Annotated in this window: 17 protein-coding genes and 1 riboswitch; of the genes, 7 read left to right on the top strand and 10 right to left on the bottom strand. The window is 72.3% G+C overall.

Annotated features, from left to right (window positions below):
- Positions 1 to 208: 208 nt before the first annotated feature.
- Positions 209 to 814: a TetR/AcrR family transcriptional regulator gene (locus tag VM95_RS23760; RefSeq protein ID WP_244178918.1), complete on the top strand. Its 606-nt coding sequence runs from the start codon at positions 209 to 211 to the stop codon at positions 812 to 814.
- 211 nt (positions 815 to 1025) lie between these two features.
- Here the strand turns inward: VM95_RS23760 and VM95_RS23755 are convergent, their stop codons facing one another.
- Positions 1026 to 1892, bottom strand: coding sequence for a helix-turn-helix domain-containing protein (locus tag VM95_RS23755; protein ID WP_045700088.1), 867 nt, complete (start codon positions 1890 to 1892; stop codon positions 1026 to 1028).
- 417 nt (positions 1893 to 2309) lie between these two features.
- Between VM95_RS23755 and VM95_RS23750 the strand changes: the two genes are divergently transcribed.
- A complete protein-coding gene (locus VM95_RS23750) occupies positions 2310 to 2831 on the top strand; it encodes an ATP-binding protein (RefSeq protein ID WP_045700087.1) in 522 nt (173 codons plus the stop codon).
- A 272-nt stretch (positions 2832 to 3103) separates the two neighbouring features.
- On the opposite strand, the gene VM95_RS23745 is transcribed toward VM95_RS23750, so the two are convergent.
- Positions 3104 to 3376, bottom strand: a complete 273-nt coding sequence (locus VM95_RS23745; RefSeq protein WP_045700086.1) for a DUF397 domain-containing protein — start codon at positions 3374 to 3376, stop codon at positions 3104 to 3106.
- Positions 3377 to 3945: 569 nt separating this feature from the next.
- On the opposite strand from VM95_RS23745, the gene VM95_RS23740 reads away from it, so the two are divergent.
- The 3 genes from VM95_RS23740 to VM95_RS23730 all read left to right on the top strand — a co-directional run bounded on the left by VM95_RS23740 (position 3946) and on the right by VM95_RS23730 (position 7363).
- Positions 3946 to 4890: a hypothetical protein gene (locus VM95_RS23740; RefSeq protein ID WP_244178917.1), complete on the top strand. Its 945-nt coding sequence runs from the start codon at positions 3946 to 3948 to the stop codon at positions 4888 to 4890.
- A 540-nt stretch (positions 4891 to 5430) separates the two neighbouring features.
- Positions 5431 to 5593: riboswitch (cyclic di-AMP (ydaO/yuaA leader) on the top strand.
- Complete coding sequence (locus VM95_RS44600) at positions 5580 to 6893, top strand: transglycosylase family protein (protein ID WP_157882176.1); 1314 nt, start codon at positions 5580 to 5582, stop codon at positions 6891 to 6893. (Overlaps the previous riboswitch by 14 nt.)
- A 269-nt stretch (positions 6894 to 7162) precedes the next feature.
- Positions 7163 to 7363, top strand: coding sequence for a type II toxin-antitoxin system VapB family antitoxin (locus tag VM95_RS23730; RefSeq protein WP_045700085.1), 201 nt, complete (start codon positions 7163 to 7165; stop codon positions 7361 to 7363).
- 117 nt (positions 7364 to 7480) lie between these two features.
- Here the strand turns inward: VM95_RS23730 and VM95_RS23725 are convergent, their stop codons facing one another.
- The 5 genes from VM95_RS23725 to VM95_RS23705 all read right to left on the bottom strand — a co-directional run bounded on the left by VM95_RS23725 (position 7481) and on the right by VM95_RS23705 (position 13629).
- A complete protein-coding gene (locus tag VM95_RS23725) occupies positions 7481 to 8500 on the bottom strand; it encodes a LacI family DNA-binding transcriptional regulator (RefSeq protein ID WP_208615520.1) in 1020 nt (339 codons plus the stop codon).
- A gap of 25 nt (positions 8501 to 8525) precedes the next feature.
- Positions 8526 to 10226 (bottom strand): glycoside hydrolase family 13 protein, encoded by a 1701-nt coding sequence (locus VM95_RS23720; protein ID WP_045700083.1) that lies wholly within the window; start codon positions 10224 to 10226, stop codon positions 8526 to 8528.
- A gap of 52 nt (positions 10227 to 10278) precedes the next feature.
- Positions 10279 to 11184, bottom strand: coding sequence for a sugar ABC transporter permease (locus VM95_RS23715; protein ID WP_045700082.1), 906 nt, complete (start codon positions 11182 to 11184; stop codon positions 10279 to 10281).
- A gap of 70 nt (positions 11185 to 11254) precedes the next feature.
- Positions 11255 to 12256 (bottom strand): carbohydrate ABC transporter permease, encoded by a 1002-nt coding sequence (locus VM95_RS23710; protein ID WP_045700081.1) that lies wholly within the window; start codon positions 12254 to 12256, stop codon positions 11255 to 11257.
- 95 nt (positions 12257 to 12351) lie between these two features.
- Positions 12352 to 13629, bottom strand: a complete 1278-nt coding sequence (locus VM95_RS23705; RefSeq protein ID WP_045700080.1) for an extracellular solute-binding protein — start codon at positions 13627 to 13629, stop codon at positions 12352 to 12354.
- Between the two features lie 308 nt (positions 13630 to 13937).
- Between VM95_RS23705 and VM95_RS23700 the strand changes: the two genes are divergently transcribed.
- Positions 13938 to 14441 carry a GNAT family N-acetyltransferase gene (locus VM95_RS23700; protein WP_045700079.1) on the top strand — a complete coding sequence of 168 codons (504 nt, stop codon included), beginning with the start codon at positions 13938 to 13940 and terminating at the stop codon, positions 14439 to 14441.
- On the opposite strand, the gene VM95_RS23695 is transcribed toward VM95_RS23700, so the two are convergent.
- The 3 genes from VM95_RS23695 to VM95_RS23690 form a co-directional block, all read right to left on the bottom strand.
- On the bottom strand, positions 14434 to 15489 hold the full coding sequence (locus VM95_RS23695; RefSeq protein ID WP_045700078.1) for an aldose epimerase family protein: 1056 nt from the start codon (positions 15487 to 15489) through the stop codon (positions 14434 to 14436). The two genes, VM95_RS23700 and VM95_RS23695, sit on opposite strands and share 8 nt — an antisense overlap.
- Before the next feature lie 183 nt (positions 15490 to 15672).
- On the bottom strand, positions 15673 to 15861 hold the full coding sequence (locus VM95_RS44595; protein ID WP_052707527.1) for a hypothetical protein: 189 nt from the start codon (positions 15859 to 15861) through the stop codon (positions 15673 to 15675).
- Positions 15819 to 18689: an AAA family ATPase gene (locus VM95_RS23690; RefSeq protein ID WP_052707526.1), complete on the bottom strand. Its 2871-nt coding sequence runs from the start codon at positions 18687 to 18689 to the stop codon at positions 15819 to 15821. Before VM95_RS23690 ends, VM95_RS44595 begins: the two co-directional genes overlap by 43 nt.
- A gap of 329 nt (positions 18690 to 19018) precedes the next feature.
- Between VM95_RS23690 and VM95_RS23685 the strand changes: the two genes are divergently transcribed.
- Entirely contained in the window at positions 19019 to 19966 is a 948-nt protein-coding gene (locus VM95_RS23685) for a terpene synthase family protein (protein ID WP_052706541.1), read from the top strand.
- The last annotated feature ends 221 nt before the right edge of the window (positions 19967 to 20187 follow it).

Below are 20187 nucleotides of genomic sequence, written 5' to 3'. Positions count from 1 at the left end.
CGACCCCCGGCCTCCGGGCGAATGGCGCCGGCTCCACCAAACCCCCGTGTTGGTGGAGCCGGCCGTCTTCGTGGCGGCCGACCGCGCGGCGCCCCGAGAGGGCGCGGTCCACGGTGCGGCTGCCGGCTCGGCCAGTATATTGGCTCGGAGCCAACGAACGTTCGGAGCAGTCACGATGGCACCTCGCGGGGATTCGGTCAATGAGGAGATGCGGCAGCGCTCCCGCCGACGCATCATGCGGGCCACCGTCGAACTCGTTGACCAGCGCGGTTACGCGGGCACCACGCTCACCGACATCGCCGAACGCGCCGGGCTCGCACGGGGGTTGCTCTCCTACTACTTCGACGGCAAACGGCTCCTGATGCAGGCCGCCACGCACCGGCTGATGCACCAGGCGCTCACCGGCGCGCTCGCCGACCTGGCGCCGGACGCCTCCCCGCAGGCCCGGCTCGCCACCGCGATCGACGCCGTCCTCGCCCTGGCCCTGGACCACCCCCGGGTGATGCGCTCGCACCTGGCGCTGATCCTCGACCCGGACACCGGGGCCTTCGTCCAGGACCCGGAGCAGCAGCGGCTCAGCGCGATCCTGCAGGACCTGCTGCACGACTGGGGCGCACCGGACCCGGCCGCCGCGCACGCGGTGCTGCGCAGCGCGCTGATGGGCGGCTGCATCGGGGTGCTGCTGCCGGGCGCCGAGCTGTCGCTCGCGCCGATCCGGGCCGACCTGTTCGGCCGCTACGACCTGCCCTGGGAGCTGGGCCGCCCGCCGCAGCCGCTGCCGCCGGAACGCGAACGGCCGCCGGCCCGCGGTTGACGGCGGTCGGGCGGCCGCGGGGGCGGTGCCGCGAAGGCTCTGTCGCGAAGGGCGGTGTCACGAAGGGCGGTGCCGCGAAGGGCGGTGCCGCGAAGGGCGGTGCCGCGAAGGCACTGTGTCGCGAGGGAGGTCCGGCGACCCTCCGGCTCCACGGCCCTCCGGCTCCACGGCCCTCCGGCTCCACGGCCCTCCGGCTCGACGGCCCTTCGGTTCAGCGCTCCTTCAGTATCGAGGCGAGCAGGTCTATGGTCCGCTCCGGCGTGAGGCTGTCCACGCAGAGCCGTTCCATCACCTGGACGTAGGCGTCGACGTCGTCCCGCTTGTCCAGGTAGAGCGCGCTGGTCAGCTGCTCCAGGTAGACGACGTCGGCGAGGTCCTGTTCGGGGAAGCGCAGGATGCTGAACGCCCCGGACTCGCCCGCGTGCGCGCCGAACCGGAACGGCATGACCTGGATGACCACGTTGGCCTGCTCGGCGACGTCGATCAGGTACTGCACCTGACTGCGCATCACCTTCGGCCCGCCGACCGGGCGGCGCAGCGCCGCCTCGTCGATCACGGCCCACAGCCGCGGGCTGGCGCCCTCGGTCAGCAGCTTCTGGCGGCGCATCCGGAGGCTGACCCGCCGCTCGATCTCGTCGTCGCACAGGGCCGGCCGACTCTGGCCGAAAACCGCCCGCGCGTACTCCTCGCACTGCAGCAGCCCGGGGATGAACTGCACCTCGTAGGTGCGGATCAGCTGGGCGGCCTCCTCCAGACCGACGTAGGTCTGGAACCAGCCCGGCAGCACGTCGTTGAAGCTGTGCCACCAGCCGGACTTGTTGGCCTCGCGGACGAGGCCGAGCAGGGCCTCCCGCTCGCCGCCGTCGTCCACGCCGTAGAGGCTGAGCAGGTCGGCGACGTCGCGCTCCTTGAAGCTGACGCGGCCGAGTTCCATCCGGCTGATCTTGGACTCGGACGCGCGGATCGCGTAGCCCGCGTCCTCGCGGGTGATGCCGCGATTCTCGCGCAGCCTGCGCAACTGCGAGCCGAGGAGGATTCGGCGGACCATCGAGCCGCCGCCCGGCTGAACTGTGGTCATGCGGTCGAAACCTCCACCTAGGGCAAACAGCGCACAGTCTGCCATCAGTTGAGCGCTCACGGTGCCGATACTGACGGATGTTCCTATCAGTTCTGCACTCCGCACACCAGGATGCACGTGCATCCGGCGCTTGCATATGCCAATAGTGCGACTGCACGTGAATCGACTCTTGCATCTGCAGTGAGCGCACACCACCATGGTGCACGTGCACCTGCACATCCCTGGCAATCCCGCGGGCTCCGCGTCGACCCCACGCGCGACTCCGTGCACCCACCCGTCGGCGTCCCCCACGCAGGCGGGTGTCCGGGTGCGCGCGCGCCTGGTCGAGGGGCGGCCGTGCGGCCGAGCGAGTCGGAGGTGACCGGCATGACCCCGGCGGGTCCAGCCGTGTCCGCCCCCTTATGGGAGGAGCTCTTCATGAGCACCGGTACGGCTTTGGCGGTTGACCCCCATGTGGTCACCTGTACGCTCGCTCCTCGCTTCGAATCCGTCAGAACCGCACGCGACTTCGTCCGCACCGCGCTCGAGCGCTGGGACCTGACCGAGCTGTTCGACGACGTCGCGCTGGTCGCCTCGGAGCTGGTCACCAACGCGCTCCGGCATGCGATCGGCGCACGGCCCGACCCGGCGGGCGGCGCCCAGGGCGAGTACGACTTTCCCACACAGCCGACCCCGGAGGGCCGGCTGCCGATCCGAATAAGCCTCGTGCACCGCGCCCCGCAGGTGGTGTGCGCGGTCAGCGATCCGAGCTGTCTGGGGCCGGTGGCCCGGGAGGCCGACTTCGTCGCGGAGTCCGGCCGCGGGCTGCACCTGGTGGAGTCGTTCAGCCGCTCCTGGGGCTGGCACCCGCTGGGCAGCGGCAAGGTGGTCTGGGCGATGTTCGAAGCGGAGCCCGCGGTCGGCTCCGAAGCCGGCGGACGGCACCGACGCTCCGCCTAGTGCCGGGCGCCGCGCCGACGGCGTCGAGCGAGGCCCCGGGAGGACCACACCCCGGGAGCCGGCGGGCCCCTGCGCCCGGACGGCCGGCGGGAGCGCCCGCGCGGGGCGGTGCGGCACACCGGCCGGGCCCCTCCCACGCCCCGGCCGTGTTACCGGACCCCGCAGGACCCGCCCCCGGACGAGGGGGCGCCGGAGCACCGGCTCCGGACAAGACAAAGGCCGTCGTGGTGTCAGCACCCACGACGGCCCCCCGATGGCGAAGCGGCCCCCCGTCAGACCGCCAGGTGGTCGAACTCCCCGTCCTTGGCCCCCAGCAGCAGGGCGGCGATCTCGGCCCGGGTGTAGATGAGCGCCGGGCCGTCCGGGAAGCGCGAGTTGCGCATCGCCACGTCGCCGCCCGGCAGGGCCGCGAACTCGACGCAGTTGCCCTGGGAGTTGCTGTGCCGGCTCTTCTGCCAGACGACCCCCGTGAGGTCGGTGGCGGCGATCCCGTTGAAGGGACGGCACGAGCCGTGCGTGTGCTGCGAGTCCTGCGAGTCGTGCATAGAAATCTCCCGAAGAGATCCGGAGTTGTCGTCCGGCGCGGCACCCCCGGCACCCACCGAACGATCGGACCGGCCCCGTACCGGCCCGGTACAACGCCTCACTTGACGTGATGATAGCTGTAGTGCACGTGCATCAGCACGGGACGTTGCAGGTGCAGGACGCTTTCATCCGATGCCCCGAACTCTTCACGGACCCTTCTCCTGACGGTATGTAAACGGACAAACTCCACTGAATCGACAGCGCCCCGATGACCGGCCGTGAGCGGCCCTCCGCTGAATGTTGATCTTCGAATGCCGGGAGTCGCACCCCCGTGACCCTCCGTCAAACCCGTCCGGGCCTGTGAGACATCTCACTCGCCACGGCTGCAACGCCGGGCCCCTCGCGCCGCGTCATCACCCTCCGGCCGGCTACGACCCGGGGCCGGGGCGCTGGGGACGGTTTCGTCCGGATTGCCAGGAAAACTCCCGAACCCGCCGGGGGTGGCGCACGAGCTCGGCACCGGGCGCACGCGAAACCCGTCCGGCAGCCGACTGCAGGCCTGACGGGGCGATGTCCTACGATCTCCGGCATGAGCACCGCAGCCATTCCGGGCGCGCCACTGCCCGTCCGCACTCCAGGCTCCCGTGCGCGGGGGCGCCATCGCCGTCCCGAGCGCCCCGAGATTCCGACCGGAGCCCCGGCGCTGGTGCTGGCCGTGCCCGCGACCGCCGGGCCCGAGTCCCGCTCGGTCGTCGAGGAACTGCTGTCGATCGTCCGCAGCGAGCAGAACGGCGTCCAGGCCGCGGCCGGCTACCTCGCCGGTGACGGCGCCGAGGGCGAGGGCGGCGAGGACCGCACCCTCGCCGAACTCCTGGCCGCGACCGCCGAGGCCGGCCTGCCGGCGCCCGTCGTGGTGCCGCTGGTCTCCGGTCCGCACGACTTCCTGACCGGGCTTCACGCCCTCGCCGCCGAGTACGGCGCGACCGTCACGGACGCGCTCGGCCCGCACCCGCTGCTCGCCGAGGGCGTGCACGTGCGGCTGTCCGAGGCTGGACTGGCCCGCGCCGACCGCGCCCGGCTGTTCGCCATCGCCACCGCCGCGGACGGCGTCGTCCTCACCACCGCGGGCGGCGAGGACGCGGCCGCCGCGGCCGGCATCACCGGCGTGCTGCTCGCCGCCCGGCTGGCCGTCCCGGTCGTCGCCGCCGCGCTCGACGTGCCCGGCTCGGTGGCCGCGGCCGTCGACCACCTCAAGGAGACCGGCTCGCTGCGCCCGGCGCTGGCCCCGCTGGTGATCGGCCCCGAGGCCGACTCCGAGCTGCTCGCCACGGCCGCCGAGGAGACCGGCTGCCCGTCCGCGGCGCCGCTCGGCGCGTACCCGGCGGTGGCGCAGCTGATCGCGTCCACCTACCTGGCCGCGCTGCCCGCGCCGTCGCCGGAGGAGCTCGCCCGGGCCGAGGCCGCTGCCGCCGCCGAGGCCGGGGAGGGCTCCCGCGGCGCCCACGCGGCCGCCCAGGGGCCCGTGGAGGCCTGACGGGCCCCGCCCGTCCGCACCTGCCCGCACTGCCGGTAGAACCCGCACGACCGTCGTGCCCCGAGGGCCCGGAACGTTCGCGTTCCGGGCCCTTTCGGCTTCCCGCCGGCTTCCCGTGGGCTTCCCGTGGGCTTCCTGCCGGCTTCGTGCGGGCTTCCTTCGGCTTCCCGCGCGGGCGGCGAGTCATTCGGGCAATGAAGTGTTATGTCCGTTCTGAGCGCTTTATGGATGAATGCCTCGGCGCCCGGTTTTCGACCGCTCCCCCACGGCTTCCGCCGCACATCCGCGCGCGCCGGCGCATTCCGACGCCCCGTCACGCGCTTTCTGAGGCAGTGCCAATTATCGAAACCCGAGGCCGAATTGCCGGAGAACGATCATTTCGGATCTTGAATTACCGGCCATTCGGCGGTTTTCGCTAAACCGTGATGCGCATCACACTGTTTGCGGATTTCCCTTAATTCTGCTTAACGTGCTCCCCGTTCGTGACCACACGGACCCAGTTCATCCGCAACGCCGAGTCCTGCCGTCGGATGTCCTGGCAGCGCGAAAACGCACCACGGCAGGAGCGGGGGACCCACAGGTAAGTCGCCCCGGACCGTTCCCCGGAACGGTTCTGGGCTAGGGGTGAAGCCGCGCTCACCGCGCGGCCGGGCAACTCCAGCCCGAATCCGACAGCTCACCTCGCAGGCGTGGGAGAGGACCGCGTCTTCATGCTGCCCACCAACGGCACCCGCCTGTCCAGCCGCACCCGTCGCGTGATCGCCGCCCTCGGCGTCGCCGGCATCGGCCTCACCATCCCCTGCCTCACCACCGGCACCGCCTCCGCCGCGTCCGTCGCCACCTGGGACAAGGTCGCCCAGTGCGAGAGCAGCGGCGACTGGAGCATCAACACCGGCAACGGCTTCTACGGCGGCCTGCAGTTCACCTCCAGCACCTGGGCCGCCTTCGGCGGCACCGCCTACGCCCCGCAGGCCAACCAGGCCACCAAGGACCAGCAGATCGCCGTCGCCGAGAAGGTCCTCGCCTCGCAGGGCCCCGGCGCCTGGCCCGTCTGCTCCGTCCAGGCCGGCCTGACCAAGGGCGGCACCCCGGCCGCCGTCGACACCTCGGCCGGCACCGCCGCCAAGCCGGCTGCCAAGCCCGCCCCGGCCGCCCCGGCCGCCAAGCCGGCCGCGGCCGCGCAGGACCAGGCCGCCGCCGACTCCGCCAAGACCGGCTCCGCCAAGAGCGACTGGGCCAAGGGCGACTGGGCGCAGAAGGGCCAGACCCAGGCCCACGGCAGCGACTACACCGTCGTCGACGGCGACTGGCTGTCCTCGATCGCCGCCAAGCACAACGTCCAGGGCGGCTGGCAGCACCTGTACGACCTGAACCGCGCCACCCTGACCGCGGGCCCGGACACCATCTACCCGGGCCAGCACCTGACCTTCGGCGACGAGGCCGCCGCCCCGGCGGGCCAGTCCTCCACCGACAAGTCCGGCTCGGACTTCAGCTGGTTCAACCGCTCGCAGCAGTCCGGCCAGGCCGCCAACGGCGGTGCCGTGAACGCCAAGCCGACCGCTCAGGAGCAGACCGCGCCCAAGCAGACCGCCCAGGCCGCCAAGCCCGCCGCCCCGGCGCAGACCCAGGCCCCGGCCGCCACCGGCAGCATGGCCGCCGCGATCTCCTTCGCCAAGGCGCAGGTCGGCCAGGCCTACGTCTACGGCGGCACCGGCAACGGCGGCTGGGACTGCTCCGGCCTGACCCAGGCCGCGCTGCGCGCCGCGGGCATCTCCGTCCCGCGCGTCGCCGCCGACCAGGCCGCCGCCAGCACCCACGTCTCGCTGGACAGCCTGCAGCCGGGCGACCTGCTGTTCTGGTCCAACAACGGCCAGGACTCGGGCGTCTACCACGTCGCGATCTACATCGGCGGCGGCCAGTACGTCGAGGCCGCCAACCCGAGCGTGGGGGTGCGCCTGCAGACCGTCGCCAACTGGGCGCCGGACTTCGCCGGCCGCGTCTGAGGCTGACGGCCGACTGCCGACTGCCGACTGCCGACTGCCGACTGCCGACTGCCGGTCAGCTGACGACCGACCACCGACGGCGAACAGATAACAGATAACAGCTTTCAACTTTCATCATCTGTCAGCTGTTCGCCGCCACGGCCCCCGGGGAGAGCCTGCCCGCTCCTCCCCGGGGGTCGTGGCGCGTTCCGGTGCCGCGGTGATCACCGCTGTGGTGGATCGGAGCCCCAACGGGCATGCTGCTGCTCTGCACCCGAGGAGGAGGCACCATGGCCCAGGTCACCGTCACCATCGACGCGAACCTCGCGATCGACGTGATGATGCTCGCCGGAACGAAGAACCCGCAGGACGCCGTCGAGCTGGTCCTGCGCGACTACCTGGCCCGCGGCCGGCGCACCGAGTTGCGCACCGGCGACGCCGCGGACGGCCACCGGCTCACCATGGACCGTCCGCCCGCACAGGAGGGCTGAGCCGGGAGCGCTGAGCCGGCAGGGCTGGACCGGGAGGGCGCGAGCCGCCGCGCACGACGACGGGCCCCGGAGAGCAACCGCTCTCCGGGGCCCGTCAGTTGGACCTCGTCGCCGCCGTCAGCGTGTCCGGGCCCCGGTGGACCCGCGCATCACCAGCTCCGGCTGGAACATGAACTCCCCGCGCTGGCCCGTGTTCGAGCCGACCTCCTCCAGCAGAGCGTCCACCGCCGCCGTGGCCATCGCCTCGACCGGCTGGCGGATCGTGGTCAACGGCGGCTCGGTGAAGGCGATCAGCGGCGAGTCGTCGAAGCCGACCACCGACACGTCGTGCGGCACCGACAGCCCGCGCTGGCGCACCGCCCGGATCGCCCCGAGCGCCATCATGTCGCTGCCGCAGACGATCGCCGTGCAGCCCTTGTCGAGCAGCGCGCCGGCCGCCGCGTGCCCGCCCTCCACGCTGAACAGCGTGTGGTGGACGAGCCCTTCGGCCTCCTCCGGGGCGAGCCCCAGCACCTCGCGCAGCGCGGCCGTGAAGCCCTCGATCTTGCGCAGCACCGGCACGTACCGCTTCTGCCCGACCGCCAACCCGATCCGCTCGTGGCCGAGTTCGGCCAGGTGCTGGACGGCCATCCACATCGCGGCCCGGTCGTCCGGCGAGATGAACGGCGCGTCGATCCGCTCGCTGTAGCCGTTGATCAGCACGAACGGCACCCCGCGCCCGGCGAGGCGGGCGTAGCGGTCGTGGTCGGCGGTGGTGTCGGCGTGCAGTCCGGAGACGAACACGATGCCCGCCACGCCCCGGTCGACCAGCATCTCGACCAGTTCGTCCTCGGTGGAGCCGCCCGGCGTCTGGGTGCAGAGCACCGGCGTGTAGCCGTGCCGGCTCAGCACCTGCTCGATCACCTGCGCCAGCGCCGGGAAGATCGGGTTGCTGAGCTCCGGCGTGATCAGCCCGATCAGCCCGGCGCTGCGCTGGCGCAGCCGGGTCGGCCGCTCGTAGCCGAGCACGTCGAGCGCCGCCAGCACGGTCTGCCGGGTGGCGGCGGAGACGTTCGCCTTGCCGTTGAGCACGCGGGAGACGGTGGCTTCGCTGACCCCCGCCTGCGCCGCGATGTCTGAGAGTCGCGCCGTAGTCACGGGCCCAGAGCCTATTGCACCCACGTCAGACCGCCCACCAGCCGGTGCTGTCCGGGGCGAGCACCGTCTCGCCGCCGTCCACCACGAGGTCGGCCGAGCCGAGCAGCAGTCGGCCGGGGGCCGGTATCCGCACCGGCTGGCCGGTGGTGTTGACCGTGCAGACGAAGGATCCGCGGCGGAAGGCGAGGGTGCCCTCGGGGGCGTCGAGCCACTCGACGTCGGTGCCGGCGCCGAGGTCGGGCTGCGCGCGGCGCACGGCCAGCGCGCTGCGGTAGAGCTCCAGGGTGGAGGTCGGGTCGCCGGTCTGCGCCTCGACGCTGAGCTCGGCCCACTCGGCCGGCTGCGGCAGCCAGGACGGCCCGCCCGCGACCGGTCCGAAGCCGTACGGGGCCTCGGTGCCGGACCACGGGATCGGGACGCGGCAGCCGTCGCGGTAGCCGTCCTGCCCGGCCTGGCGGAAGAACGACGGGTCCTGGCGGACCTCGTCCGGCAGGTCGGTGACGTCCGGCAGGCCGAGCTCCTCGCCCTGGTAGACGTACGCGGAGCCGGGCAGCGCGAGCATCAGCAGGGTGGCGGCGCGCGCCCTGCGCAGACCCAGCGAACGGTCGCCGGGGGTGCGGATCTGGGTGCCGAGGCCGGGCTCGTTGGCGAAGCGGGTGGCGTGCCGGGTGACGTCGTGGTTGGACAGCACCCAGGTGGTGGGGGCGTCGACCGGGCGCATCGAGTCGAGCGACAGGTCGATCACCTCGCGCAGCGCGGCGGCGTCCCAGTCGGTGCCCAGGTACTGGAAGTTGAAGGCCTGGTGCAGTTCGTCGGGGCGGACGTAGTTGGCGGTGCGCTGGACGGTCGGGGTCCAGGCCTCGGCGACGCCGATCCGCTGGCCCGGGTACTCGTCGAGGATCGCGCGCCAGCTGCGGTAGATCTCGTGCACGCCGTCCTGGTCGAAGAAGGGCATGACGTCGTTGCCGAGCAGCTTGAGCTGGTCGGCGCCGCCGATGTCGGGCAGGCCGGGGGCCTTGACGAGGCCGTGGGCGACGTCGATGCGGAAGCCGTCCACGCCCATGTCGAGCCAGAACCGCAGGATCGAGCGGAACTCGTCGGCGACGGCCGGGCTGTCCCAGTTGAAGTCGGGCTGCTCGGGGGCGAACAGGTGCAGGTACCAGTCGCCGGGGGTGCCGTCCGGGTTCTCGGTGCGGGTCCAGGCCGGGCCGCCGAAGATGGACTCCCAGTCGTTGGGCGGGAGTTCACCGCTCACCCCCTTGCCGGGGCGGAAGTGGTAGCGCTCGCGCAGCGGGGAGTCGGGGCCCTCGCGCAGGGCGCGCTGGAACCACTCGTGCCGGTCGGAGGAGTGGTTGGGGACGAGGTCGACGATGACCCGCAGGCCGAGCCGGTGGGCGTCCCGGATGAGCGCGTCGGCGTCGGTCAGGTCGCCGAACATCGGGTCCACGGCGCGGTAGTCGGCGACGTCGTAGCCGGCGTCCGCCTGCGGCGAGGCGTAGAACGGCGAGAGCCAGACGGCGTCCACGCCGAGGTCGCGCAGGTAGGGCAGGCGGCTGCGGATGCCGGGCAGGTCGCCCATGCCGTCGCCGTTGGAGTCGGCGAAGCTGCGCGGGTACACCTGGTAGATGACCGCGTCCCGCCACCAGCCTCTGGACGCGCTGACGGTCGCCTCGTGAGCGGTGGCGTCGGCGGCGGGCCGGGAGGTGTCGGCCAGGTTCTGGGTCATGGACGGTATCCCTTGGGGACTAGTGGGGAGCGCTGGAAGTACGGCGGGAGCGTCAGGACTTGGAGGCACCGGCGGTCAGGCCGGTGACCAGGTGGCGCTGCACCAGGTAGAAGAAGGCCGCGGACGGGATGGCGATCAGCACGGCCGTGGCGGCCATCAGGTTCCACTGGGCGTCGTGCTCGCTGACGAAGGTCTGCAGGCCGACGGCCAGCGTGTACTTGTCGGAGCTGAGCATGAAGGTGGAGGCGAACGGCACCTCGGCCCAGTAGGTGAGGAAGGAGTAGAACGCGGCGACCGCCAGGCCCGGACGGGCGAGCGGCAGCACCAGCCGCCAGAAGGTGCCGAACGGGCTGAGCCCGTCGACCCGGCCGGCCTCGTCGATCTCCACCGGGATGGTGTCGAAGTAGCCCTTCAGCAGCCAGGCGCAGTACGGCACGGTGGTGGTCGAGTAGACCAGGATCAGGCCGGTGTAGCTGTCCAGCAGGTTGAGCTCGGAGAGCATGGTGTACATCGGCACGATGAGCACCGCGATCGGGAACATCTGGGTGACCAGCAGCGACCACATCAGCGGCTTGTGCCCGGGGAACTTCATCCGGGAGACGGCGTACCCGGTGGTGGCGGCGAGCAGCACGCCGAACACGGTGGTGATGCCGGAGACCAGCAGGGCGTTGCCGAACCAGGTGAAGAAGTCGGTGTCGCCGAGCACGTGCTGGTAGTTCGACAGCGTGAGCTTGTCGAGGATCTGGCCGGGGTGGAGGTAATCCGTCTTGTCCGGGCCGAGCGAGACGAAGAGGATCCACCCGATCGGGAACAGCGCGATCAGGCTGGCCAGGATCAGGACGCCGTGGGACAGCGCCTTCGACAGCGGGCTGCTCTCGCCGCGCGGGCGGAACTTGGCGGGCCGGGCGGCCGGCGCCGCGGCCGCCGCGGGGGCGGGGCGTTCGGTGGTGGTGGTCATCGGGGGTTACCTGCCTTCGGGGGTCGACTGGGTCCGGGGGCTGGGCCGTCGGCGCGTGGCCGAGGGCCTGCTAGCCGTTGGCCTGCTCGTTGCGGGCGAGCCAGCGCCGGTAGAAGGCGGTGAAGACGATCAGGATGGACAGCAGGATGACGCCGTACGCGGCGGACTGCGCGTAGTCCGCGGGGATCTGGCCGAAGCCGAGGCGGTAGGCCCAGGTGACCAGCAGCTGCGCGTCGGGGGCGCCCTTGCCGAACAGCAGGTAGATGACGTTGAACTGGTTGAACGTCCAGATCACGCCGAGCAGCACGACGGTCGAGGAGACGCTGCGCAGCCCGGGCAGGGTGATGTGGCGGAACTGCTGCCAGCGGGTGGCGCCGTCCATCTCGGCGGCCTCGTAGAGCTCGGCCGGGATCGACTGCAGGCCGCCGAGCAGCGAGATCATCATGAACGGCACGCCGGCCCAGGTGTTGACCAGGATCGCGGCCGCCTTCTGGGCCCACGGGTGGGTGAGCCAGCCGGGCTCGGGCAGGTGGAGGGCGCCGAGCGCGCTGTTGATCACGCCGCCGTCGGAGAGCATCAGGCGCCAGGAGAAGACGGTGACGAAGGTCGGGACGGCCCACGGGAGGATGAGCAGCATCCGGTAGCCGGCCCGCCCGCGCAGCTTCTTGTTGAGCAGGACGGCGAGGCCGAGGCCGAGGGTGTAGTGCAGGGCGACGCAGGTGCCCGTCCAGGCGATGGTCCACACGAAGTGGGACCAGAAGCGGTCGTACGAGCCGGGGCCCCAGAGGATGTCGGCGTAGTTGTGGAAGCCGATGTACTGGTAGCTGGCCGGGATCTCGTTGACGCCGATCTTGCGCGCGATGTTGAGGCTGTTGGCGTCGGTGAGGGTCAGCCAGATGCCCTCGGCGAGCGGGTAGAGCACCAGCACGCCGAGCACGAGCACGACCGGGGCGATCATCGCGTAGGCGTACCAGTGCTTGGCGTAGGAGCGCTTGAGGCGTTCCCACGGGCCCGGACGCTGGTCGCGCTCCCGGCTGCCCTTGCCGGTGGCGCCCTGCACGGCGACTGACATCGTTTGCACCTTCTCGGGGATTCTTGGGGAAGCAGGCGGCCTCGGGTGTGCCGACGGCCCGGCCCGCCGTTCGTCGGCGGGCCGGGCGCGGGGGACTACTTGGCGAAGCCCGGCAGGAGCTTGGCGTAGTCGGTGGAGACGGTGTTCAGCGCGTCCTGGGTGCTGGTGCCCTGGAGGGACTTGCCGAGGTTCTCGCCGAGCGAGGCGAACAGCGAGCTGTACTCGGGCAGTTCGGGGCGCGGCTTGGCGCTGGGGAGGATGGCCTGGAAGCCGGCGATGCCCGGGTCGGCCTTGACATCCGCGGTGTAGGCGTCGGAGCGGGTCGGCAGGGTGGAGTTCTTCTGCGCGATGAAGGCCTGGCTCTCGGCCGAGGTCATGAAGGCGGCGAACTTCTCGGCGGCGGCCTTGTGGGCCTTGTCGGAGCCGGCGTAGACGGAGATGTTGTGGCCGCCGGTGGGGGCGCCGGACTTGCCGGCGGAGCCGCCGGGGACGGCGGCGATGCCGAGGTTCTTCTTGTCGGCGAAGGCGGAGCCCTTGTAGACGTTGGTGATCTCCCAGGGGCCCTGGATGATCGCCGCGACCTTGCCGCTGTTGAAGGCGTCCATCATGTGCGCGTAGGCGTCGGTGGTGACGTCGGCCTTGGCGGTGCCGGGCGAGGTGAACATCGACTTGTACGTCTCGACGGCCTTGACGGCCTCCGGCGAGGTGACGGTGATCTTCTTGTTGGCGGCGTCGACGGTGTCGGTGCCCTCGCCGAACAGGAACGGCATCGCGTAGTAGCCGTCCGCGGCCTTCAGCCAGAAGCCGTCCACGCCGGCCTTGTCCTTGATGGCGGCGGCGTCGGTCTTGAGCTCGTCCCAGGTCTTCGGCGCCGCGGTGATGCCGGCCTTGGCGAAGAGCTCCTTGTTGTACATCAGGCCGAGGGTGTCGGTGACCAGCGGCACGCCGTACAGCTTGCCCGCGTACTGGGCCTGCTGGATCAGGCTGGGCTGGAAGGCGGAGGTGTCGGCGGCGGCCGGGGTGCCGTCCAGCGGCTCCAGGAAGCCGGCCTTGGCGAAGGCGGCGGTCCAGCCGACCTCGGAGCGGAACACGTCCGGAGCGCCCTTGGCCCCCATGGCGGTCTGGAGCTTGTTCTGCGCCTGGTCGAAGGGGACGTTGACGAAGTCCACCTTGATGTTCGGGTTGGCGGCCTCGAACTTCTTGACCAGTTCCTGGTAGTTCGGCGCCTCGTTGGTGGCGTTCGAGGTGTCCCAGTACGTGAGGGTGACCGGCCCGTCGGCCTTGCCGTCGGAGCTGGAGCCGCTGCTGCCACAGGCAGCCATCGAGACCGCGAGGGCCACAACGAGGGCAGAGGCCGCGATGCCACGCCGCATGAGAACTCCTTGGAGGGTGGGGGTGCCCGAGATGTAAGAAGACAGGCGCATAATGGCTGCCTCGTCCGACCGCACCGTTGCTGCCGTCGGGCTCGGGAAGGAAGTTAACAGCGGTGAAAGATCGACGGAAAGTCCTTGCAGCAAGTTTCTGCAAGAAACGGCGATCGTTACAGCCGCGTGTCCTGGACGTAGCCGCACGGTAGTTGACCGTCGCGCCGAACATCCCGATTCGTCCGATTCGCCCCGATCGCCCGTGGCCGACGGGACCACCGTGCGTGGCCGGAAGCCGCCTGCAGCAGACTGGACGCATGCGCATCAGAGCCGTCACCCGAGGCGAACTCCCCCTGCTGACCGCACTGGAACGGGCCGCCGGAGCGCCCTTCGCCGCCATCGGCATGCAGGAGATCGCCGACGACGAACCGCCCGCCCCGGACGAACTCGCCCACTACCTGGACCACGGCACCGCCCTGGCCGCCGAGGTGGACGGCACCGTCGCCGGCTACCTGCTCGCCGAGCCGGTGGACGGCGCGCTGCACGTCGAGCAGGTGTCCGTGCACCCCGCGTACGCCCGGCGGGGCATCGGCCGGGCACTGATCGAGCACCTCGCCGCGACCACCGACGCCCCGGCGCTCACCCTGACCACCTTCGCCGACGTCCCCTGGAACGCCCCCTACTACGCCCGGCTCGGCTTCCGCCCGCTGGCCGACCACGAGCTCACCCCCGGCCTGCGCGAGATCCGCCGGCAGGAGGCCGCGCACGGCCTGGACCGGTGGCCCCGGATCTGCATGCGCCGGGACCTGCCCGCTAGCTGATCCCGAACCGCAGCACCGTGGTCGAGCGGAACTCCTCGCCCGGCCGCAGCACGGTGCTCGGGAAGGAGGGGTGGTGCGGGGAGTCCGGGAAGTGCTGGGTCTCCAGCGCGATCCCGGCGAACGGCCCGTACGGGACGCCGCTCGCGCCGGTGACCGCGCCCTGGAACTTGTTCGCCGTGTAGACCTGGATGCCCGGCTCGGTGGTCAGCACCTCGAGGGTGCGGCCGCTGACCGGGTCCTCCAGCAGCGCCGCCCGCGCCGGGGCGCCGTCCGCCGGCCGGGGCCGCAGCACCCAGTTGTGGTCGTAGCCGCCCGGCCCGGCCAGCTGCGGGTGGTCGTCGTGCACCGACTTGCCGATCGGGGTGGCCGTGGTGAAGTCGAACGGCGTGCCGGCCACCGGCTCGATCCGCCCGTACGGGACCTGTCGCTCGTCGGCCGGGGTGTAGCCGTCCGCGTCCAGGGTGAGCAGGTGGCCGAGGACGTCGCCCGAACCCTCACCCGAGAGGTTGACGTAGGCGTGGTTGGTCAGGTTGACGACGGTCGGCCGGCTGGTCGCGGCGCGGTAGGCGATCACCAGTTCGCCGTCCGCGTCCAGGGTGTAGGTGACGGTGACGTCCAGCGCGCCCGGGAAGCCCTGGTCGCCGTCCGGGCTGTGCAGCCGCAGCCGCACCCCGCCCTCGACCTCCTCGGCCGTCCAGATCCGGCTCGCGAAGCCGTCCGGGCCGCCGTGGATGGTGAGCCCGCCGCCGGTGGGCGCCAGCGGGTGCTCCTCGCCGTCGATGGTGACGGTGGAGCCGTCGATCCGGTTGGCGTACCGGCCGACCACCGTGCCGTAGTGCCGGGCCGGGCCGAGGATCTGGGCCAACTCGTCCGTCGCCAGCAGCACTTGGGCGCTGCGGCCGGCCCGGTCCGGCGCCTCCAGGGTGTGCAGGGTGGCGCCGAGGGTGAGCACGCCGGCCCGGTACCGGCCGGCGGTGAGCGTCCAGCGCCCGATCGCCGCGCCCGCGCCGGAGGGGGCGAGCGGTTCGTGCCGCACGCTGGTGGCCATGGCCTGCTCCTCACTGCGGCCGCGGCGCGGCCACCCGATTCCGGTCCGGCCGGGGGCGCAGCGGCCGCCCGGCCCCGTCAGCCTAGCGACGGCGGGGGTGCCGGGGGCGCTTGTGCGCCCGTGCGCGCCGCCCGGTCACCACCGGCCGCCCCGCCGCCCCGCCCGTCCGCCCCCGCCCGTCCGTCAGTGCTCCGCGTCCGCGTCCGCGCCCTCGCCCGCGCCCGGACCCGGCTCCTGCGGCCGCGTCGGCAGCCCGAGCGCGGTGGCCAGCCCGTCCGGCCCGCTGCCGGCCTTGCGGTAGACCGCCGCCAGCCGCCGGTTGACCAGGCTCAGCTGCAGCCCCAGCTCCTCGGCGATCCGCTGCGGCGGCACGCCCCGCGCCGCCCGCCGGGCGACCTCCCACTCGGGCCCGCTGAGCGTGTCCAGGGTGTCGCGGAAGTCGCGCAGCCCCAGCCGGTTGGGCCGCAGGCCGTAGTTGGCCAGCTCCTGCCGGGCGCGCTCGACCAGCCGCTCCGCCGAGCAGTGCTGGGCCAGTTCGATGCCCTGGTACAGGTACTCCTGGGCGTCCTCCAGCCGTCCGACCCGGCGCAGCGCGGCGCCGAGGTCGACCAGGGCGACGGCGTGCTCGTACCCGGCCGGGGACTGCCCCAGGTGCTCCACGGCCTGCTCCAGCAGCTCGACGGCCTGCTGGCCGTCCTCGATCCGCGCCTGCAGCCGCAGCGCGCTGCCGATCGCCGAGGCGGTGCCGAAGGTGCGGGCGTCCTCGACGGCCTTCTGGGCGTACTCGCGGGAGCGCTCGGGCTCGTCGGCGGCGATCGCGATGGCGAGGTGGCCGGCCCAGGGCGCCCAGACGGTGTTGTGCCAGCCGCGGATCTCCAGCTGGGCGCCGGCCTCGGTGAGCGCGGCGGCCGCGCCGGCGTAGCGCTTCTTGGCGATGAGCAGCTTGCCGTACAGCGAGGCGGCGTCCGGCAGCACCATGGCGGTGGCGTGGTACGGCGGGTGGAAGCCGAACTCGTCGGCCAGCTCCAGGCCTCGTCGACCCGGCCGCGGGCCAGCAGGGTGTCCACCAGCACGCCGACCGCGTCCCAGGCGAGCGGCAGCCGGGGCCCGATCCGCTCGGAGATCCGGTACGCGCGGCGCAGGAAGTCCTCGGCCTCGGCGAGCAGGCCGCGGCGGAACCGGGCCAGGCCCATCAGGAAGTAGGCGAAGCCCCGGTGGGCGCCGCTCCAGCCGGCCACCTCGAACTGGATGATGGCGTCCGCGAACAGCCGCTCGGCCTGCGCGATGCGGTCGTTGTAGATGTAGGTGAGGCCGAGCATCGAGGGCAGTTCGAAGCCCCACATGGTGTCGGTCCAGCCGAGGCCCTTGGGCAGCCGCCCGCCGTCCAGGACCTCGTCGGCGAGCGCGAGGGCGTCGGCGGAGGGCTTGCCGCGCAGGGTCAGGTCCCAGGCGCGCATGGCGAGCACCGCCCGGTCGGCGGCCTCGCGGCCGGCCAGGCCGGCGGACATCTCCTCCAGCCGGGCGGAGCGGCCGGGGCCGTCCTCCTCGGACTTGCGGAAGGCGTGCCACATGAAGGAGGCGGCCTGCAGCCGCTGCCGCCCGGCCGGGTCGGCGGTGCGCCGTGCCTCCTCCTGGCAGACCAGGGCGGCCTGGCCGAGTTCGCCGCTGTGCGCGAGCACTTCGGAGAGCCGGAAGGTCGCGTCGACGCGCAGTTCGGGGCGCAGCGGTCCCTCGTCCGGGTCGAGGGCGAGCCTCAGCTGGTTGACGGTGGCGACGGGGTCGGTGAGCAGCGCGGAGCAGCCGAGTTCGTACAGCACCTCGGTGCGGATGTCGTCGGCGGGCGGCTCGTCGAGCGCGCGGTGCAGGCAGCGCTGGGCGGCCTCGGGGGCGCCGATCAGCTGGTGTTCGACGGCGGCGCGGCGCAGCTTCTTGACGATCCGGTCGTCGCCCTCGCCGGCGTGGGTCTCGACCAGGTGGCGGGAGGCGGCGAGCAGGCCGAGCCCGGCGTTCTCGATCTCGACGGCGGCGATGCCGTGCATGCCGAGCCGGGTGGCGTCCGGCATGGTGTTGTAGATGGAGCTGCCGATCAGCGGGTGGACGAACTCCAGGTTCCCGTTGGGGGCCTGGGTGAGCACGCGCTGCTTGCGCAGCTGCTTGATGGACTCGCGGGCGCCCTCGGCGCTCTGGGTGGAGATCCGGGTGGCGAGGTCGATCCGGATGTCGGTGCCCAGCATGGCGCAGGCCCAGGCGAAGCGCAGGGTGGTGGCGCCGAGCCGGTCGAGCCAGCTCTTGAGGGTCATCCCGGTGGCGTCGACGGCGAGTTCGCGCAGCTGCCGGGAGTTCTCCTCGACGGGTTCGAGCTCCTGGTCGCGGACCTGGTCGAGGAGGGCGACGACCTCGAAGGGGTTGCCGTTGACGACGTTCCAGAACTCGTAGCAGAAGGCGTCCTCGGCGCGGTCGCCGAGTTCGGCCCGGATCATGTCGGTGACGGACGTCAGGTTGAGCCGGTTGAGTTCGTGCTTGCGGCCCTTGAGGCCGAGGACGCTGCGGCGGAACTCCTGGCCCTCGGGCCAGTCGCTCTCGTCCTCGCGGTAGGCGAACACGAGCAGGACGGGCAGTTCGCCGGAGCGGACGGCGAACTTGGTGAGCCAGGCGAGGGACTCGGCGTCCGCCCAGTGCAGGTCGTCGACGATCATCACCATCGGGGCGCGGCGGGGCGCGAGCTGGGTGAGGACGTAGTCGAGGCCGTCGCGCACGCCCTGGGGGTCGAGGCGGCGGGCGCCGGGCTTGGGCTGCTTGAGGCCGATGGCCGGTCCGACGACCTCCTCCCAGGTGCCCATGACCTGGCGGAACTCGTCGGGCCTGAGGTCGCTGAGCACGGGCTGGAGGAGCTGGCGGAGCACGTGGTACGGCTCCTTGAGCTGGCGTTCGCCGCCGCGGGCGAACAGCACGGTGGCGCCCTCGCGGAGCTTGGCGATCCGGCGGACCTCGTGCAGCAGGCTGGTCTTGCCGATGCCGGGGCGGCCGGAGAAGGCGAGCAGGTCGCCGATCTCGGTGCCGCCGGCGGCGAATTCGCGGCAGAGCCGGTCGACGGCCGCTTCCACGGAGCGCAGTTCGGAGTCGCGGTCGCGCAGCCTGATCCGTGGGGCGTCGCCGCCCTGGCCGGTGCCCGTCCGAAGTTCGTTGCCCTGCTCGGTCACCGTCGCGCCTCCGCCTCGCCGATCCCGTCACTGCCCGATCACTGCTCGTGCAGCCGAGGTTAGCGCCGCGTCGGGTCCGCCGTGTGACATTCGCGCAGGCTGGGGCGGGCGGTGAGGGTTCGGACGGCTTGCCGGGGGCAATTGCCCTATATCCCTAACGTCCGATCATTCCATCAGATACCCTACGGCCCTCAAGACGCAGATGATCTTGCGTCACCACCCTCACCCCCGGGGCCCCGCCGCGTCAACCCCCCGACGATCTCCCACGATCCCCCACGATCATTACCAGAACCAAAAGCGCCCCCACCATCCGCCGCACCGGGAGTCCGATGTCTGACGACACCTCACTTCAGATCCCGTTCCCGCACCGCCGCAGTCCGCACGGCCCGTACGCCAGGGCGCTGCACCGCGACTGGCTGGTCCGCCACCCGCTGCTGCCCGACGCCGACCACCCGGGATACGCGCACTGGGACGTGGCCGACCTGGCGGCCCTCGGGTACCCGGACGCCGAACCGGACGAGATCGCGCTGGCCGCCGACCTGATGGGCTTCTACTTCCTCTTCGACGACCAGTTCGACGGCCCGCTCGGCCGCCGCCCCACCGAAGTCGCCCCGATCTGCGAGCGACTGATCGCCGTCCTGCACGGCACCGCCCCGAACACCCGGTCGGCCGTCGAGACCGCTTTCGCCGATCTCTGGGAGCGCAGCGTGCGCGGCATGTCCGCCCGCTGGCAGGCCCGGGCCGCCTACAACTGGGAGTGGTACCTGGCCAGCCACCCGGCCGAGGCGGCCGGCCGGATCTCCAGCCGCCCGCCCGACCGGGACGGCTACCTGGTGCTGCGGCGCGGCACCGCCGCGATGGAGACCGTCTTCGACATGATCGAGCGCCTCGGCCAGTTCGAGGTCCCGGCCGCCGTGCTGCACCACCCCGTCCTCCGGCAGCTGCGCCAACTGGCCGCCGACATACCGTCGTTGAGCAACGACGTGCGCTCCTTCCCGCTGGAGGCCCCGCGCGGCGACGTCTACAACCTGGTGATGATCGTCCAGCGCGAGCGCCGCTGCTCGGCCGAGGAGGCCTGCGCGGTGGTCCTGGACGAGGCCCGGCTGATGATCGAGCGCTGCCAGGAGCTGAGCGACCGACTCCCGGACGTCTACCGCGAGTTGGGCCTGTCCCGGATCGAGCGGACGATCGCCCAGCGGTACGCGGACGGGCTGCTCACCTGGCTGGCCGGCTACCTCAGCTGGGAGGCCCGCACCGGCCGGTACCACGTGGTCTGACGCGACCGGGCGCGACCGGGCGCCTGCCTGACGTACCGTCAACTCCCATCGCGGGCAGCGACAGCGGGCCGCCGCACCCTCCGTACCGGCGCCACGTACGGACCGTAGCCGAACCGGCGCGCGGCGGCTATCGTGCTCGACGGCGGCCGCCCCCGGCGGGCGGCCGCCCGTACGCGTGTCCGCACCCTCCCGCCGGGCCGCCCCGACCGGGCGGTCCGGCG

This window comes from Streptomyces rubellomurinus (assembly GCF_000961885.1).
In the GTDB taxonomy this organism is placed as follows: Bacteria; Actinomycetota; Actinomycetes; order Streptomycetales; family Streptomycetaceae; genus Kitasatospora; species Kitasatospora rubellomurina.
The sequence above is the reverse complement of the archived record's forward strand: the minus strand, read 5'-3'. Positions and strand labels throughout refer to the sequence as shown.